This window comes from Stenotrophomonas sp. Iso1 (genome assembly GCF_027497995.1).
In the GTDB taxonomy this organism is placed as follows: Bacteria; Pseudomonadota; Gammaproteobacteria; order Xanthomonadales; family Xanthomonadaceae; genus Stenotrophomonas.
The window spans coordinates 165,510-180,584 of record NZ_JAODBT010000005.1 but is presented as its reverse complement, the minus strand read 5'-3'; the positions used below and the strand labels follow the sequence as shown (position 1 = coordinate 180,584).

Here is a 15,075-nt window from a genome sequence, read left to right as displayed (position 1 = left end):
TTGAATGACTATGGGACAGGAGCCAGAGACCCTGACTGTTCGTTGCACCCGGCTTTTGCCGACAAGAGGCGTGCCTTCATTCCCCCTACCCCGCCGTATAAAACACATCCGCATGCAGATCCTGCGCCCGCAATCCGCGCGCACTTGCGACCTGCATGGCCGCTTCAACCATCAACGGCGGACCAGCGACATAGGCTTTCCAACCATCAAGATTCCGCAGGTCTTCGGCGACCGCGTCGGTGACCATGCCTGTTCGCCAGGAGGTGTCTGCGGCGGCTTCTGAAAGGACAACCGTGAAGTTCAGGTTTGAGTGCTGCTGCGCCAGCTGCTGAAAATGATCCACGAGATAAAGATCCCGCGTGGCACGGGCGCCGAAGTAGACGTGGATCGGCTGCTTCATGCCGCAGGCAATTGCCGTCTCGACGATGCTCTTGATTGGCGCCATGCCCGAGCCACCCGCGATGCACAGCATTGGCCCTATATGGCGCTCACGCAGGAATGAAGAACCGAACGGGCCTTCGACAAGCACCGGCTCGCCGAGCCGCAGTTGCGCGTGGATGCTTTCCGTCGCTGCGCCGCCGGGCACGCGGCGGATGTGAAACTCCAGCGCACCGTCGCCCGAGCGGCTCGCCATGGAGTAATCACGGATCGGGGCGCCCAGGAATTTCAGTCGCGCGTATTGGCCAGCGGTGAAGGCAAGCGGCTCGCCCTCGTCGTTGATGAGCTGGATGCGCTTGATGTCATGCGTGACGTCTTCGATCGCCGCGACGCGGCAATTGAACTGACGGTGCGGATGCGATGCAGCCTCCTCTTCATCCAGCCAGGTGATGACGGCATCGGTGGTTGGAATGGCGCGGCAGGCGAGAATCAGCCCCAGTGCTTTTTCCTCTTCCGAGAGCGCGAAACGGCTGTGCTCCAGACGCTCGACTTCGCCGCTGACAAGACGCGACCTGCACGATCCACACCGGCCCGAGCGACAGCCATGCGGATAGGCGATGCCTTCGGCGAGCGCGGCTTCGAGAATGGTCATACCCACCGGCACCGCGATGCTGCGCCCGGCGCCGCGTATCTCGACCTTGTTCGTCATGGCGTGCACTCAGACTGCACGGGACAAACCGAGCGCCATGGTCAGGCCCGGCTTTTGCGAGGCGAACGTTCCGTAGAAAACGTCGTCGCCCACCAGGGTGATTGGCGCGACACGCACGCCGGTGCGCTGCTTGGCTTCGTCGCGGATAGCGGGATCGGTCAGGTCGCGCTCCTCGAACGTGATGCCCTCCCTGCTGAGCCAGTCTTTCAACATCCGACAATCGGGGCACGTTGGCGTCGTATAGACGATGACGTGGGGATGAGATGCACGGGTCATGATGGCTTCCTCAAGCGGGTCATGGAGTCATTCGGGCGCTGCTGCAGGGAGCGATGGAGCCGCTGATGATCTGCAGTGGTTCAGAGCCTAGAGATTCCCGCCATGGGAAGGTCAAGCGGTTCCCGAGAACAGCGATCACCATGTGGGCACCCGACGCCCGGCATCAAGCCACGCCACTCACCGTTGCCAGCAAGCAGAAGGCCGGCATCGCTGCCGGCCTTCACGTTTGGATGCATTTCGAGAGACGGCGATCAGAGGCATTCGATCCCGTTTTTCCGATTCAATTCGGCATCCGCATCAACTGCCTTCCATGTCATCCGTGAGCAACAGGATGTAAGGCTCGCATCGCTTGTCGCGGCAGCCCAGGTATCGAACCTCGTCTCCATTGGATAGGGTGGCGGTGCCTCCGCCGTTGATCACGAACTGCCAGAGCCGCCCTTCAAGCGAGGCTTCGCCGGAAATGGAGCAGGGAAGTTGATAAAACTGGCTATAGGGCGATTCTTGATAGCTCTCGCTCAGTGCAAATAATTCCTGCACCTGGCTTGGGGTCAACGACCACGCAGAACATTCTGATTCGAGCATATCCCCCTCTTTTCCCGTGTAGGTTGCCGCAGAAACGCGGATACCCAAGGCGTCCTGCTCATGTTGGGAAGGGGAAACGGGGCTGCACGAGAGGAGGCAACCCATAAGCAGAAGATGGGGAATACAGGCCATCACCTTCGCCAGGTGTTTTGTAGGAAATATTGTCATGCTCATGGACATCCGAGTCGGTCAGACCATAAAGGCGTTGCAGCAGCTGGATAAGAGCTTTGATCGATTTTTCCTGAGCGGGAGTTGGTCGTTCCCATGAGGTGCCGTCAAAGCTTGCGACTGTCTCGACACCCACACTGTCCTCATTCATTGGGAATCTGTGTGGATACGTCTTGGATTTTTCGTGGTCATGAAGTCGTGCTGGCGCCCATCCCCAGCTCTTGATCATCCTCGCTTCCTCGACCGGGCAGCTGGCGGACTCATAACATCTGGATCGAATTCTCCCGACGTGGGCAGTTCTCATCAGCAGGCTCGCACACTGGTGAACCGCACCGTCCTTGTCAATGATGAAATGCGTTCCGATCCCACTCTCGAACGACTTCAGCGGCGATTCAATCGTGGATGACTGCGTCCGATGCAGGACCACAGCCTTCGGTCCATCGATTGCTCCCTTCTCAAGTGCCGCAACTCGCTTGAGGTGAAAGCCTGCGTTCTGAATCCAACCGCGAGTATCGACGTAAGGCTCCAGTACGACGCTGTGACGTTGGGTCAGCGCAACAGGGCTCGTTTCCGACTCTGCCACAGGGCGATACATGGGACTCATGCCGGCATTTCTTCCTCGATCTCGACCCTAAGAGTCTCAAGGCTCTCGGCACTGACCACGTGCGTCCTGCCATCGTCGTCAGTTCTTCCCGGTTCGACTGTTCCGTTCTGACGGATGATCCGGTAGTTCTTGTTTGACAAAGGCAGACCGGAGAATCCGGAGCGAAGTACGAATGCCTCGTCGTAGCGAGCGCTCTGCACGTCCGAGGGCGGTGCTGAATATGATGCAGCCGCCGGCGAAATCGGCAGCATGCTCTGTGCATGGATATCCGCAGGAGAGCCATGATCAACGAAGACCAGGTTCTGCGAGCCTGCGATCACCGAGCAGCCGCAGGCCAGCCGTGCTCCATCCAGTGCAACGGGCTGGCCGTCGATGATGATCGTGGCGTCACATCCAGAGACGATTGGAAATATGCCCTTGTGACGAGGGCATGTTGCCTTGTCATTGAGGCGAGCAACTTTTACGCCGTTGATGTCGGTCTGCGGCGCGGCAGTGATTATTGAACCGCCACCTGTGGTTCTGTCGCCGAGCACGCTCCATAACTTCGCCATTCAACAAACCCAGTGCTGACTACCGTGGAGCGACCAATGGTAGGCGAGCTGATACGCCGACTGCCGCGAACGTGTCAGGGGAGTTGTCGCGTTTCGATCTATCCGGGCTGTTATGGGAATTTTCTTAGATGACTGCGAAGCAACCGCCTTCATCGATCATGACAGAAGCGAGGGACAGAGCGACGTTAACGAGCGTTTATCGCCAAGCGGCCTGCTTGCCTCAAACAGAGAAGGCCGGCATTTCTGCCGGCCTTCTGCGTGAACAGCTATAAACGTCGTTGGTCTGGTGCGCTCAACTCAAGGGAAGCTGACGTCAGCGTAGCGTTTGGTGCGCTCTCAATATGACTCTGAGCCGGGTTTCTCACATGGAGGCATTGCAGATCTGTTCGCAGGTCATCCAACGCAATCGCTTTTTGGAACGACAGCATCAGGCAAGTCAGCGCGCGATCAACACATTTAAGACCAGTCTCTCTATGCACCTGATCAGCGGAACGCTGCTTTTTTTGTATTGGGCGCACTGCTTCTGTTCATCGGCTTGAAAAATTCGCTTAGCTGGCAGCCCAGCATCCGCTCACCTGCACTTCGTGATCGAAGTTGGGTGGTACACAACGTGGACATTACGCAACCTCGTCAAAAAATCATCCGTACTGGCGTGGGTTGGCGCCGCATTCGATGTTCGTTGATAGGCCATCAGTCCTGGGCTTAGGCATGTTGACGGTCCAGAATCTTGTGTTATGGTCACCTACAACACCAACTCACAATAGGTACAGAGAAATTCCATGCAAGGCAATGCCTTCCGTGTTCCGGCGACCACCAGCCACTCGCGGCCCGGGGCGATGGAAGATTCGCTTTCGGCTACCCGCTAGTCGAGCAGAAAGCGCTGAAGTGCTTTGTTTTCGCCTAAGGCTGCATTGCTGTTCTCCAGGACGCTTTCAAACAGATCCGCGACCCAACGTAGGCCTGTTTGCCCTGCGCCTGCTGTGTAGAACAACACTTCGTCCGCGTCGACTTTGGACAATTTCGTACAACACCGCACGCCTCTTTTCGCCAGCCATACCGGCCGTCGTTATCTAACCCATGTGCCTGCGATTCCTGTATTCAACCGAACGAGATCATCATGCTGAAATACGTCGCATTGCTTGCCGGCATCCTTGCTACACCGCTGGCGCGCGCAGAGGTCGTGTCGATCGAGGTTGTCAGCCGGCAGCCGTGGGTGAATGGAGAAACGTTCGGCCGGGTTGGCGCGTATGAAGTACTACAGGGTGTCGTTCACTACGCCATTGATCCACGTAGTGCTGCGGCGCGCGACGTTGCCGACATCCGCCATGCGCCCCGCAATGCTCGTGGGTTGGTCGAATACTCCGGTCCGTTTGTGATGATTCGCCCGGTTAACGCCGCGCGTGGAAATCACACCACGCTGGTGGAAGCTTCTAATCGCGGCCGGACTGAAATGGACGGCCTTTTCTTTGAAACCGAAGACGGGCTGGATTTGATGTCGCCCGACAAGGTCGAAAAGTTGGCGGACCCGACGCTCTTCAAACTGGGCTATTCGCTGGCGTGGGTGGGATGGCAGGCCCGGTTGGATGCGGATCAGTTTGGCCTGCAGGTCCCGGTGGCACGTGTGCACAGCGCTGTGCGGGCTACCTTCGCTGCTGACGAGATGGCGGACGATCAAAAGACCTTCGATCTCACAGCCAACGGTTTTTATTGCGCTTACGACGCCAAGCAAGCCAAGGCCGTACTGCGCCTGCACGAAAGCTTCGACGATCAAGGAACCATGGTGCCACGTGATGCTTGGCACTTCGGCGCTGCAAGCAGTGGCGCAACGGCCGATGCACGATGCTCCATCACACTGAACACCCCCGCTGCGAAAGATGCCTACTTCAGCCTTGTGTACGAAGGCGAGAATGCGCCTGTCATGGGGCTTGGCCAGGCTGCGTTTCGTGATTTCGCCGCGCACCTCAAGAACCGCGAGGTTCCGTCCGAACTGAACAGTCGCGCTGATGATGCCGCAGCGGTCCTCGCTTATGGCTACTCGCAAGGCGGCCGCTTCCTACGGGACTTCGTCTATCGCGGGTTCAACACCGACGCAAACGGCCAGCGTGTGTTCGACGGCATGCTGATCACCACGGCCGGCGCGGGACGAGGCTCTTTCAATCACCGATACGCATTGCCTGGCGAGGCCGGAAGCTCGGTGATGAGCAATCTGCGCGCGGTTGATCTGTATCCGTTTGCAGACACGCCGACGCCGGACATCGACGGCACCGGCCATGCCGGCTTGCTGGATCGTGCGGTACACGACAACACCGTGCCGAAGATCATGTACATCATCAGCAGCTCCGAGTACTGGGCACGCAACGCCTCGCTGCTGCAGACCACCACCGATGGTAGCCAGCCGGTTGCATTGGGCGCGGACAGCCGCCTCTACTTCTTCGCGGGCGTTCCGCACGCACTACGCACATCAGGCAGCTTTACCAAGACCGGCAAAGAGGCCGCCTACCCTTACAACGCAAACGTCGACCTTGCCGACGGCATGAACGCCCAGCTCGAAAACCTCAGGGTTTGGACGCTCGATGGGCGTGCTCCGCCACCCTCAATTGCACCGGTTCCGGGCACTACCTTGGTTGAGGCGACGCAGATTGGGTTCCCAACCATCCCAAGTATCCGCGCACCAACCAGTCCGCCCCCGCTTTGGCAGATCCAGCTGGGTGCCGACTACGCACGCAAAGGCATCATCAGCGAGCCGGTCCGCGTCGGCCGCGAGTATCCGCTGCTGGTGCCTGCCGTCGATAGCGACGGCAATGAGCTGGGCGGCTGGCGTGGTGCCATGTCGTCAGTGCCGCTCGGCACCTTCACCGCATGGAATTGGAAGTCGCCGGAACTTACGCGCTTCGGCTACATCTCGGGGCTCAATGGCGCGTTCATCCCATTTGCGCGAACACGTGCGGAGCGCGTGGCGGCAAATGATCCTCGACTGTCCATTGAAGAGCGTTATGGCACCCGCGACGGCTTCATGAAAGCCGTCGCCGCTGCCATCGACAACGCCATCGAGAAACGATTCCTGCTGGCAATGCAGCGTGAGGATATCCAGACAAAGATGGGCAGGAACTGGGACGAGGTGATGGTGCTCGATTGGTACTTGGGCAAGCGAGAGACGAAGTGACATCACGGCCCTGATAGCAAAGGCCTCGCACCGTGATGCGAGGCCTTTGCTTCTCTACCTTTCAATGCTGTCCATTCAAGGCTTCAACAGCACCTTTCCCTTTCGACCCGGCAGCAGACTCGCCTTCGCCGCTTCCGCTGCATCGGCCAGGTCATAAACCGCCTCCACCGGTAGCGCCAGTTCGCCGCTCATCACGCGCGTCAGCAGTTCGCCGACCAGTCGGCGTTTGTTCTCCACTGACATCTGCTGGCTGACCTTGCTGCCCCAGAAGCCCTTGACCGTGGCCTGCTTGAAGATGACGTCGCCGGACGGGATCAGCATCGGTTCGCCGGCCATGCTGCCGAACGACACCAGCGTGCCGTTTTCGCCGAGCAGTGACAGCAGGTCCGCGCTTGCCTGGCCGCCGATGGAATCGACCGCTGCGTGCGCGAGTTGGTCGCCGAGCAATGCCTGCGCACGCTGCTTCCAATCGGCCTGTTCGGTGGACAGCACATTGCTGATGCCAAGTGCGTTGAGTTCATCCACGCCTGCATCGCGGCGCACCAGGCCGAGTACCTGCACACCGCGTGCGGCGGCGAGCATGACCAGCGTCTTGCCGACCGCGCCGTTGGCGGTGTTCTGCACGATCCATTGGCCGGGCTCGGCCTGCAGGAATTCCAGCAGCATCAGCGCGCTCAGCGGCATGGCGATCAACTGCGCCGCCGCTTCGTCGGCGATGGCATCGGGCACGGGGATGACCATGCGCGCCGGTGCGATGAAATACTCCGCCCAGGTGCCATGCACCGAGGCCGCCATCACGCGCTGGCCAACGGCGATGCCTTCGACGCCCTCGCCCACGGCATCGACGGTGCCCACCGCTTCACTGCCGCCGATGGCCGGCAGCGTGGGCTTGTAGCCGTACTTGCCCCGCACGGTCCACAGGTCATGGTTGTGGATGGGCGCGAGGACCGTCTTGATCCGCACTTCGCCCGCGCCAGGCTGCGGCACCGGGCTGTCGCCCAATGCCAGCACGTCGGCCGGTTCACCAAAGGTGGCGTGGATAGCACTACGCATGGTTGTCTCCTCTCTTAATCAGACGGCAGTGACGTGCAGGCGCACGTCGATGTTGCCGCGCGTGGCGTTGGAGTACGGGCAGATGTGGTGCGCCGCTTCGACCAGACGCTGTGCGTCGGCCTGGTCCAGGCCCTTCACTTCAACATGCAGATCGATATCCAGCGCGTAGCCGCCTTCAGCGGTCTGGCCGATGCCCACTTCCACCGACGTTGCGGTGCCGCTGGGCTGCAGTTGCAGCTTCTTGGCGGCCACCGGCAAGGCGTTGTCGAAGCACGCTGCGTAGCCCAACGCGAACAGCTGCTCGGGGTTGGCGCCGGCTTTGTCGGAACCCGGCAATGCGAGATCGAGCGCGAGACTGCCGTCATCCAATGCAGTGCGGCCAGCGCGGCCACCGGTGGAAGTGGCTCGGGTTTTGTAGAAGATTTTCATTGCGGAATTCCTGTCTCAGGTTGGCCGGCGCTGCGGGGTTTGATCGGCAGCGCGCGGCAGGTTGTGTTGTCTGTTGTCTGCGGCGGCTCAGGCCAGCTGTGCAAGCAGCGCCTTGGCGACGGCTTCCGAGCTGGCCGGGTTCTGGCCAGTGACCAGATGGCCATCGGTCAGCACGAACGACTGCCAATCCGGCCCCTTCGCGTAGTTGCCACCCAGGCGGGCGAACTCGTCTTCGATCAGGAACGGCACCACGGTGCTCAGGCCTACCGCGTCCTCTTCGCTGTTGGAGAAACCGGTGACCTTGCGACCGGCGACCAGCGGTTTGCCGTCAGCGGTGCGTGCGGCGATCAGTGCACCGGGTGCGTGGCAGACCAAGCCCAACGGCTTGCCAGCGCGGTCGAAGGTTTCGATCAATGCGATGGAATCGGCATCACGTGCCAGATCCCACAACGGGCCGTGGCCGCCCGGGTAGAACACCGCGTCGAACTGCGTGGGGTCGATCTGCTTCAGCGGCAGCGTCGTCGCCAGATGTTGCTGCGCGGCGCTGTCCTTGCGGAAGCGTTCGGTGGCCGGCGTCTGTGCATCGGGCGCATCACTGTGCGGGTCCAGTGGCGGTTGGCCACCGGCCGGTGATGCCAGGGTGATATCGGCACCGGCATCCTTGAACACGTAATAAGGGGCGGCAAACTCTTCCAACCAGAAGCCGGTCTTGCGCCCGGTGTCGCCGAGCTGGTCGTGCGAAGTCAGTACGAACAGAACTTTCATGGCAGTGCCTTCAATCGTTGGAGGGAGAAAGACGCGCGACGGTGTGGCCGCACGTCAACAGGTGTTCGGTAGCCTCACGCGCCTGTTGCAGCGGTAGGCGGTCTTGGCTGAGCTTGGACAGCAGCGCCGCGCCCAGCCACATCTGATAGAGCACGCGCGCGACATCGAGCGCGGGTTTGCCAGCGGGCAGCGAGCCATCGGCCCGGCCTTCCTCGACCAGCGATGCAATGCGCTGCAGCAGGCGCTGCACGCCGCTGTTGAGCACGTGGCGCATGTCTTCGGACAGGTCAGCGACCTCCGCGGCCAGCTTCACCACCAGGCATTCCTCGGCCCAGCCCTGCGCTGGATCGGCCGGGTCACGCGCCCAGGCATCCCAGTAGCGCATCAGCCGCTGCTGGCCATTGCCGCCGTCGTCCAACAGCAGTTCCAGCTTGCGCCCGTAGTCGTCCACGTACTGTTGCAACAGCTCGCAGCCGAAGGCTTCCTTGGACGAAAAGTAGTGATAGAACGAGCCCTTGGGCACCGCGCAGGCTTTGAGGATTTCCTGCAGACCAAGTGCGGCAAAGCCCTTCTGCAGGACCAGCCGGTAACCGGTATCGAGGATGTGCTGGCGGGTTGCCTGGGCTTTGGGGGAGAGATTCATGGAGTGGACTCTACTCGGAATAGACCGGTCGTCTATTAATGGCGGATTACCGCTTCTCGCTTCCCTTCTCCCGCCTGCGGGGTGAAAGCATGCGGCTTACGAGCCACTGGCTCGTGCATGACTGAACGCCACGCACGCTGTGCGTGGCCGGGGCGCAGAGCGAGTGCCCCGGAGGGGCGGATGAGGGGAGCTTTTGGCTTTGCCTTTTGGTTCGGGCCACCGGGCCTTCATTCAAGCGGCTTTGATCTGCCCTCCCCCAACCCCCGCTCCGCGCCCCGGCCCTTGCGCTGGCGCGAGGGCGTTCGATGGACAGCGAACCGGTGGTTCGCAAGCTGCCACTCTCGCCCCGCATACGGGAGAGAGGCTAAAGCCGTGGCGCTCGCCTTTCCCCCAACTTCGCTCATTTACCACCAAAAGCCGCGCATCAGGCCGCATCACATTTGCCGCCTTACCGCCCCACCCTGCCTCCCAGCACGGCAAACCCCCTCCTCAGCCCGTTCCCAGGCACTGCCGCACATACAAATCCAGAACCCTGTCAAAATTCAAACAAACGATTAAAACAAGGCTAATTTCGTCGAACTGGACAGCATTGCCAGCTTCCCTCACACTGCCGCCCTTTCCCGCCGACCGCTGGATCATGGCAAAACTGTTGGTCCTCCATGGCCCCAATCTGAACCTGCTGGGCACCCGCGAGCCGGATGTCTACGGCCACACCACGCTGTCGCAGATTGACGCGGCGCTGGCAGCGCAGGCACAGCAGGCGGGGCATCAAGTCGAGCACCTGCAATCCAACGCCGAGCATGTGCTGGTGGATCGCGTGCAGGCTGCGCGTGGCGATGGAACCGCTTTCATCCTGATCAACCCGGCGGCGTTCACGCATACCTCGGTCGCCCTGCGCGATGCGCTGGCGGCGGTGGCCATCCCCTTCATCGAGATCCACCTGTCCAACCCGCACAGCCGCGAGCCGTTCCGCCAGCACAGCTACCTCAGCGACAAGGCGGTCGGCGTGATCTGCGGTTTTGGCGCGGACAGCTATCGCTACGCCATGGATGCTGCATTGACGCGCCTGGTGGCGGCTGCATGAATCCGCTGCCACAGCTGCTGGCCGGCCTGGCACTGAGTTGCCTGATGCCAGCGGCGGCCCATGCCGGCAGCGTTGACCGCGCTGCTGAAGGCATCGATTGCGCAACCGCCACCAGCACGATGGAGCGGGATCTGTGTGCATCGGACCGCGCCGAAGACGCCGATGCCGTGCTGAACACCACGTACGGGCAAGCCCGTCAGCAATTACGACAGCAGGCCGCCGATGGCAGCTGCACCCATTGCGCTGATGCCGAGCAGCAGCTGGTTGTCGCGCAGCGCGCCTGGATACAGCTGCGCGACAAGGATTGCAGCGCGGTGTACGCCTTTCATGCCGATGGCACCTCGCGCAATGGCGCGCAGATGCATTGCCTTACCACCCACGCGCAGGACCGTACGCGGCAGCTGCGCGATTTTTACGAACTTTGACCCGGGCGCCCCGCGCCTTCTCCTTACCGCTTAATAGAACGAAAGAGGCCCTCATGGATCTGCGCAAAATCAAGAAGCTCATCGACCTGCTGGAAGAGTCGAACCTGGCCGAGATCGAGATCAAGGAAGGTGAAGAATCCGTGCGCCTGTCGCGCAACCCGGTCGGCACCTATGTGCCCGCACCGGCACCGGTTTACGCCGCACCGGCTGCGGCCGCACCGGCCATGCCGATGAGCGGCCCGACCGAAGCCTCCACCGGCGGCACCGCCAAGCCGGGCAACGCCCTGCCGGAAGGCCACGTGCAGCGCGCGCCGATGGTCGGCACCTTCTACTCGTCCTCGTCCCCGGACAAGCCGGCCTTCGTGACCGTCGGCCAGACCATCAAGGCCGGTGAAACCCTGGCCATCATCGAGGCGATGAAGATGTTCAACCCGATCGAGGCCGAAGTATCCGGCACCGTGGTGGCCATCCTTGGTGAGAACGGCAGCCCGGTGGAATTCGACCAGCCGCTGTTCGTGATTGCCTGAGGCGCCGGCCATGCTCGACAAGGTCGTTATCGCCAACCGGGGTGAAATCGCGCTGCGCATTCTGCGTGCGTGCCACACCCTTGGCATCCGCACGGTCGCGGTGCATTCCACCGTCGACCGCAATCTCAAGCACGTGGCCATGGCCGACGAGTCGGTTTGCATCGGCCCGGCACCGTCATCGGAAAGCTACCTCAACATCCCGGCGCTGATCGCTGCGGCCGAGGTCACCGACGCCCAGGCCATCCACCCGGGTTACGGCTTCCTCTCCGAGAACGCCGACTTTGCCGAGCGCGTGGAGCAATCCGGCTTCATCTTCATCGGCCCGCGCGCGGAAACCATCCGCCTGATGGGCGACAAAGTGGAAGCCATCCGCGCGATGAAGGCCGCCGGTGTGCCGTGCGTGCCCGGCTCGGGCGGCCCGCTGGGTGAAGACATCGTCGCCAACACCAAGATTGCCCGTGAGATCGGCTACCCGGTCATCATCAAGGCATCGGGCGGCGGCGGCGGTCGTGGCATGCGCGTAGTGCATGCCGAGGCCTCGCTGAAGGCGTCCATCGAAACCACCAAGTCCGAAGCCAAGGCCGCGTTCGGCAATGGCGAGGTCTACATGGAGAAGTACCTGGAAAATCCGCGTCACGTGGAAATCCAGGTGCTGGCCGATGGCCAGGGCAACGCCATCCACCTGGGTGAGCGCGACTGCTCGATGCAGCGCCGCCACCAGAAGGTGGTGGAAGAAGCACCGGCACCGGGCATCACCGCTGAACTGCGTGAGCAGATCGGCAAGGTGTGCGTGGAAGCCTGCGTGCGTATCGGTTATCGCGGCGCCGGCACTTTCGAGTTCCTGTTCGAAGACGGCCACTTCTACTTCATCGAAATGAACACCCGCGTGCAGGTGGAACATCCGGTGACGGAAATGGTGACCGGTATCGATCTGGTCGCCGAGCAGCTGCGCATCGCGTCGGGCCAGAAGCTGACCATCAAGCAGAGCGACGTGGTGCTGCATGGCCACGCCATTGAATGCCGCATCAACGCCGAGGACGCGGAAACCTTCATTCCCAGCCCCGGCCTGATCACCGGCTTCTATCCGCCGGGTGGCCCGGGTGTGCGTGTGGATACGCATATCTACGCTGGCTACAAGGTGCCGCCGAACTACGATTCGATGATCGGCAAGCTGATCGTGCACGGCCCGGACCGCGACACCGCCATCGCCCGCATGCGCGTGGCGCTGAGCGAGATGGTGGTGGACGGCATCAAGACCAACGTCGCCCTGCAGCAGCGCATCATGCGTGACAAGGGCTTCCAGGCCGGTGGGCAGAACATCCACTATCTGGAAAAGCGCTTGGCCGAACGCAAGAACCAGTCGATCGCCTTGACCTGATCAAGCGCATCAACCGGCATGAAAAAGGCGGGGAAACCCGCCTTTTTCTTTGCCCGGCGTTTCGGGTTGCAGACGCTTATTAAGCCGCAGCACCTGCAGGTCAGCGCAGCCCAGGCAAGCCCGATCGGGCGCACAAACCTGCCGTCAAAACTTTCTGCAATCAGGCGACGCAGCCATCCGCGCCGGTGCGCGCGATGAAAACCACCAAGCCATGCAGGCTCACTCTTCTGTCTGAACCTTGTAGCTGCCAAACGCCGCCGCCTCTGCAGGGCGTCCAAGGAAAAACCCCTGCAAGGTGTCGCAACCCAGCGACAGCAAGAACTCACGCTGCGCGGCGGTCTCAACCCCCTCGGCCACCACCTTGATGTTCAGTGCACGGGCCAGAGCGATGATCGAAGAGACGATGGCCGCATCTTCCTCATTGCTCTCCAGGTCGCGCACGAACGCCCGGTCGATTTTCAGTTCCGCCGCTGGCATGCGCTTGAGATACAGCAGGCTGGAGTAGCCGGTGCCGAAGTCGTCGATGGCGATTTTCACGCCCATCGCGGTCAGGCTGTTCAGCACTTCCAGGCTGGCATCGACATCCTTCATCGCCGTGGTCTCGGTGACCTCCAACGTCAGGTACTGCGCGTCGATGCCGTGGCGCTCAATGATGCTGCGCACGGTCTCCACCAACCCCGGCGAATCGAACTGCAACGACGACAGATTCACCGCCATCGACCACTGGTTGTGGCCCGCGTCATGCCACTGCCGCAGCTGCCCGCAGGCCTGGTCCAGCACCCATTCACCCATCGAGAGAATCAGGCCGCTGCGCTCGGCCATCGGAATGAACACATCCGGTGCCAGCAGGCCCAGCTCGGGGTGCTGCCACCGCAGCAAGGCTTCGGCGCCGATGACGCCCTGTTCAGAGGCATCGAACTTGGGCTGGTAATGCAGCACAAGCTCATCGCGCTCCACCGCTTTGCGCAGATCCTGCAACAGGCGCAGTTGCCGGTTGGCATTGACCTGCATCGCCGGGGTGAAAAACGTGTAGCCGTTCCGGCCGAGCTGCTTGGTGTGGTACATGGCCACGTCGGCATGCGCCATGAGTTCGCGCTCGTTGCTGGCATCGTTGGGATACAACGCGATGCCGAGGCTGGCGCTGACCTGCAGTTCGGCGGTGTCGATGACGAAGGGCCGTGCAGCCGCTTCCACGACCCGCTCGGCAATCACCAGTGCATCGTCCGGGCTGTCCACAGTCAACACTAGGACGAACTCATCGCCGCCCAGCCGCGCGAACGTATCCTGCGGCCCCAGCAAGGCGCCGATACGGCGCGCCACGGCGGTGAGCAAGCGGTCGCCCAGTTGGTGGCCGTAGGCATCATTGATGGTCTTGAAACCATCCAGGTCGCAGAAGATGACCGCCACCGCGTGCGCTTCCTGCTGCGCGCGCTTGATCGCCTGTTCCATGCGGTCCTGCAACAACATGCGGTTGGGCAGTTGAGTCAGCGGATCATGCAGTGCGGCTTGCACCAGCTTTTGGTTGGCATCGGCCAGGGAGTCGGCCAGCACGCCGGTACGCTCGCGCATGCGGCGGTCGAACAGGGAAGCGATCAGTGCGATGCCCAGGGTCGCCACCGTGGTGACGATGACCAGCACCGCCAACCACTGCGTATCGATGCCGCCGGCACGTACCGCGCCACACACACTGCCCTCGGGGAAACGTGCCGCCGCCATGCCGGTGTAGTGCATGCCAACGATGGCCAGGCCCATCAGCAGCGATGCCAGCCCGCGCATGCGGTGGGTTCTGCGGTGCTCATTGCGCAGGCGGAAGGCAATCCACAGTGCCGCGCCCGAAGCAACGATGGCCAGCGCGATGGAAGCGATGAACCAGCCGGGGTGATAGTCGATACCCGGCTGCATGCGCAACGCCGACATGCCCAGGTAATGCATGGCCGCAATGGCCAGACCCATCAACACCGCACCGGCCAGCAATTGCCAGCCCGGCAGGCGGGACCGCGACACCAACCACAGCGCATAGGCCGAGGCACCCACCGAGACCGCCAGCGACCACAGCGTGATGGCCAGGTCGTAGCCCAGCGGAATCGGCAGGTCAAACGCCAACATGCCGATGAAATGCATGGACCAGATGCCCAGGCCCATCGCCGTGGCGCCGCCGACCAGCCACCAGCGCGCCACGCTGCCCTGTGCGGTTGCCAGGCGGCCGGCCATGTCCAGAGCGGTGTAGGAAGCCAGTACGGCCACCACAATCGAAAACACGACCAACGTCTGGTCGTAGGTGGCAATCAACATTGCAATTCCATCAACACAAACCCAATAAATCGCCGAGGTATCGGCCCG

The 15,075-nt window shown here is 61.8% G+C and carries 15 protein-coding genes; 5 read left to right on the top strand and 10 right to left on the bottom strand.

Annotated elements, in window-relative coordinates:
* Positions 1 to 85: 85 nt before the first annotated feature.
* From PAN08_RS17600 to PAN08_RS17580, 5 genes are all read right to left on the bottom strand, one after another.
* Entirely contained in the window at positions 86 to 1,087 is a 1,002-nt protein-coding gene (locus tag PAN08_RS17600; protein WP_269792812.1) for a 2Fe-2S iron-sulfur cluster-binding protein, read from the bottom strand.
* A 9-nt stretch (positions 1,088 to 1,096) separates the two neighbouring features.
* Positions 1,097 to 1,363 (bottom strand): glutaredoxin family protein, encoded by a 267-nt coding sequence (locus tag PAN08_RS17595; protein ID WP_269792811.1) that lies wholly within the window; start codon positions 1,361 to 1,363, stop codon positions 1,097 to 1,099.
* Between the two features lie 297 nt (positions 1,364 to 1,660).
* Positions 1,661 to 1,993, bottom strand: a complete 333-nt coding sequence (locus tag PAN08_RS17590; protein WP_269792810.1) for a hypothetical protein — start codon at positions 1,991 to 1,993, stop codon at positions 1,661 to 1,663.
* A gap of 10 nt (positions 1,994 to 2,003) precedes the next feature.
* Positions 2,004 to 2,717: a peptidoglycan recognition family protein gene (locus PAN08_RS17585; protein WP_269792809.1), complete on the bottom strand. Its 714-nt coding sequence runs from the start codon at positions 2,715 to 2,717 to the stop codon at positions 2,004 to 2,006.
* Positions 2,714 to 3,268: a PAAR domain-containing protein gene (locus tag PAN08_RS17580; RefSeq protein WP_269792808.1), complete on the bottom strand. Its 555-nt coding sequence runs from the start codon at positions 3,266 to 3,268 to the stop codon at positions 2,714 to 2,716. Before PAN08_RS17580 ends, PAN08_RS17585 begins: the two co-directional genes overlap by 4 nt.
* Before the next feature lie 1,135 nt (positions 3,269 to 4,403).
* Between PAN08_RS17580 and PAN08_RS17575 the strand changes: the two genes are divergently transcribed.
* A complete protein-coding gene (locus PAN08_RS17575) occupies positions 4,404 to 6,431 on the top strand; it encodes an alpha/beta hydrolase domain-containing protein (RefSeq protein ID WP_269792807.1) in 2,028 nt (675 codons plus the stop codon).
* A 75-nt stretch (positions 6,432 to 6,506) separates the two neighbouring features.
* On the opposite strand, the gene PAN08_RS17570 is transcribed toward PAN08_RS17575, so the two are convergent.
* From PAN08_RS17570 to PAN08_RS17555, 4 genes are all read right to left on the bottom strand, one after another.
* Complete coding sequence (locus PAN08_RS17570; RefSeq protein WP_269792806.1) at positions 6,507 to 7,484, bottom strand: zinc-binding dehydrogenase; 978 nt, start codon at positions 7,482 to 7,484, stop codon at positions 6,507 to 6,509.
* 18 nt (positions 7,485 to 7,502) lie between these two features.
* Complete coding sequence (locus PAN08_RS17565) at positions 7,503 to 7,913, bottom strand: organic hydroperoxide resistance protein (RefSeq protein ID WP_269792805.1); 411 nt, start codon at positions 7,911 to 7,913, stop codon at positions 7,503 to 7,505.
* A gap of 87 nt (positions 7,914 to 8,000) precedes the next feature.
* Positions 8,001 to 8,678, bottom strand: a complete 678-nt coding sequence (locus PAN08_RS17560; protein ID WP_269792804.1) for a type 1 glutamine amidotransferase domain-containing protein — start codon at positions 8,676 to 8,678, stop codon at positions 8,001 to 8,003.
* A gap of 10 nt (positions 8,679 to 8,688) precedes the next feature.
* Positions 8,689 to 9,321, bottom strand: coding sequence for a TetR/AcrR family transcriptional regulator (locus PAN08_RS17555; protein ID WP_269792803.1), 633 nt, complete (start codon positions 9,319 to 9,321; stop codon positions 8,689 to 8,691).
* Between the two features lie 637 nt (positions 9,322 to 9,958).
* On the opposite strand from PAN08_RS17555, the gene aroQ reads away from it, so the two are divergent.
* From aroQ to accC, 4 genes are read left to right on the top strand one after another with little or no spacing between them, the layout of a single operon-like run.
* The gene (gene aroQ, locus PAN08_RS17550) at positions 9,959 to 10,405 is read left to right on the top strand and encodes a type II 3-dehydroquinate dehydratase (RefSeq protein WP_269792802.1); all 447 of its coding nucleotides are present in this window, start codon (positions 9,959 to 9,961) and stop codon (positions 10,403 to 10,405) included.
* A complete protein-coding gene (locus PAN08_RS17545; RefSeq protein ID WP_269792801.1) occupies positions 10,402 to 10,830 on the top strand; it encodes a lysozyme inhibitor LprI family protein in 429 nt (142 codons plus the stop codon). Before aroQ ends, PAN08_RS17545 begins: the two co-directional genes overlap by 4 nt.
* Before the next feature lie 53 nt (positions 10,831 to 10,883).
* The gene (accB, locus tag PAN08_RS17540) at positions 10,884 to 11,357 is read left to right on the top strand and encodes an acetyl-CoA carboxylase biotin carboxyl carrier protein (protein WP_269792800.1); all 474 of its coding nucleotides are present in this window, start codon (positions 10,884 to 10,886) and stop codon (positions 11,355 to 11,357) included.
* Between the two features lie 10 nt (positions 11,358 to 11,367).
* Entirely contained in the window at positions 11,368 to 12,735 is a 1,368-nt protein-coding gene (accC, locus tag PAN08_RS17535) for an acetyl-CoA carboxylase biotin carboxylase subunit (protein ID WP_269792799.1), read from the top strand.
* 219 nt (positions 12,736 to 12,954) lie between these two features.
* Here accC and PAN08_RS17530 read toward each other — a convergent pair whose 3' ends face one another.
* Positions 12,955 to 15,024: a bifunctional diguanylate cyclase/phosphodiesterase gene (locus tag PAN08_RS17530; protein ID WP_269792837.1), complete on the bottom strand. Its 2,070-nt coding sequence runs from the start codon at positions 15,022 to 15,024 to the stop codon at positions 12,955 to 12,957.
* Positions 15,025 to 15,075: the final 51 nt, after the last annotated feature.